Consider the following 1,944-nt stretch of genomic DNA (forward strand, 5'->3'; position numbering starts at 1 on the left):
AAAAATGAAGCCTATTCTAAAAAAGCAACCTCTCTGGAAGCCTTGTAAAATAAGGGCTCTTCATGATCTTGCCCTGTTATTTGCCTGCCATATGATTCAGGCATCATACATCACTGAGTAAATAGGAAGTTGAGGGATCGCAGTTTTTGTGATTAATTTCAGGTGGCTATAACTGAAACCTGACTTTTTTGATGGGAATTTAAACAGGATTTATTCAGAAGAGGAACGGACTGCTCTCTTCTATCTGTGTGAATCGGTGCTTAAGGAAAAAAACAGCGAGTACTAAACGACAATCGAGCGTGCTGCGGACTGGAACCAACGATGCCGATTTTCATTACAAACATCCAGCACCATAACAGGATTTGAAAACTACTGCTTGCTAGCTGCCAAGCCTCGACCCAACGAAAATGAAGGAAATCAACACAACTGCAGGAGCCAATTGGACAAATGAAAAAAGCCACCTCAGGACGACAATCGGACGTGTTGCGTACAGTGCCTACAAATACCGATTTTCTTTGAATACATCCAGCACCATAACAGAGCTGGAAAACTGCAATATACTAGCGACTAAGAACGACCCACCGGCCAGTAATTCAGCTGCCACGTTACCTGTACTTACTTACGCCATAACGCCTGCCATAAGGTGTGCCCCACAGAACTAGCAAAGCGCACCGAATTCCATACCAAAACTGCCGAGTGTAACGCATCACCTTGATGGCTTTGTTAGGTTGCTGTTCGTCGTTAAAGGCTATTTTCTATGTGACAAAGCAATTTTAGTAAGGCTGACTTTTTAAAAAATGTGTTCAGCCTCTTGCTAATAAACACTTCGCTGTCAATGATAAGTACGGCTTTAATAATTTGAGAAAACTGGAATTTTAGCTCTTCTCGACCACACTGTTTAGCTATATGACTTACATCTTCAGACCAAAAGATGAATGCATCAATTCCACAGCATGCTGATACACATTCTTGTTCCAACAAGTTCCAAAATTGAGGATTTTGAATCAAGGTGACATCGATTTCATGCGCTTCTTTTAGACAGTTAACATCGACATCATTTTTAATCCACAGCCCATCATCAATACTGATGTCATTTTTATGATTATTTTCCATATCACCTACTCTATAGAGCAACCTAACGCCTGCGATAAGGTGTGCCCCACTGAACCAGCAAAGCACACTGAACTCCATATCAAAACCGCCGAGTGTAACGCATCACCTTGATTGCCTTGTTACCTGCGCGGCGTATTCAAGGATTTAAGCTTGATAGTGATAGCGGCAAGAAATGATGGTGATGTGAATATCATCAACGGCATAAACAAGGCGATTTGACTCGTCTATACGTCGAGACCAAAAACCTGATAAATTTTCTTTCAGGGCTTCTGGTTTTCCTATACCTTCAAAAGGTGAACGTTTTGTATCTAAGATTAATTTGTTAATGCGCTTGAGTGTTTTCTTATCCTGACTTTGCCAATATAAGTAATCATCCCAAGCAGCATCAGTCCAGGCCAACATTCTACTCATCGATGATATCTCGTTCTGTTACCTTGCCCGCTTTATACTGCTCAATTGATTTGTTTAAGTGAGCTGCATTCGCAGGCGATTTGAGTAGATGAACGGTTTCCATAAGGCTGTTGTAGTAGTCCATTGACATTACAACCGCATCTTCAGAATCTCGGCGAGTGATAACAGTGCAATCAGCATCATTAACAACGCCATCTAGCACAGATTTCAGACCATTCCGTGCCTCAGTAAAAGAAACAATACGCATAATTAACCTCAACTTAAGTTGTACACGTTATTGCACAAGTTTAACTCAATATTCAGACTTGTACAAGATCATGCACAGAAGCTAATTAAACGCAGGTAACGCCTGCAATAAGGTGTGCCCCGCCGAACCAGCAAAGCACACCGAACTTCATACCAAAACCGCCGAGTGTAACG

At 41.6% G+C, this 1,944-nt stretch carries 3 protein-coding genes; all 3 read right to left on the minus strand.

Annotated features, from left to right (window positions below; genetic code table 11):
- Positions 1-741 precede the first annotated feature (741 nt).
- The 3 genes from Q0852_RS23460 to Q0852_RS23470 all read right to left on the minus strand — a co-directional run bounded on the left by Q0852_RS23460 (position 742) and on the right by Q0852_RS23470 (position 1,771).
- A complete protein-coding gene (locus Q0852_RS23460; protein WP_299022816.1) occupies positions 742-1,191 on the minus strand; it encodes a DUF6331 family protein in 450 nt (149 codons plus the stop codon).
- A 66-nt stretch (positions 1,192-1,257) separates the two neighbouring features.
- Positions 1,258-1,524 carry a Txe/YoeB family addiction module toxin gene (locus tag Q0852_RS23465; RefSeq protein ID WP_299022818.1) on the minus strand — a complete coding sequence of 89 codons (267 nt, stop codon included), beginning with the start codon at positions 1,522-1,524 and terminating at the stop codon, positions 1,258-1,260.
- A complete protein-coding gene (locus Q0852_RS23470; RefSeq protein ID WP_128783326.1) occupies positions 1,517-1,771 on the minus strand; it encodes a type II toxin-antitoxin system Phd/YefM family antitoxin in 255 nt (84 codons plus the stop codon). Before Q0852_RS23470 ends, Q0852_RS23465 begins: the two co-directional genes overlap by 8 nt.
- Between the last annotated feature and the right edge of the window lie 173 nt (positions 1,772-1,944).

The sequence above is a fragment of the uncultured Photobacterium sp. genome (assembly GCF_947502415.1).
Lineage (GTDB): Bacteria > Pseudomonadota > Gammaproteobacteria > Enterobacterales > Vibrionaceae > Photobacterium.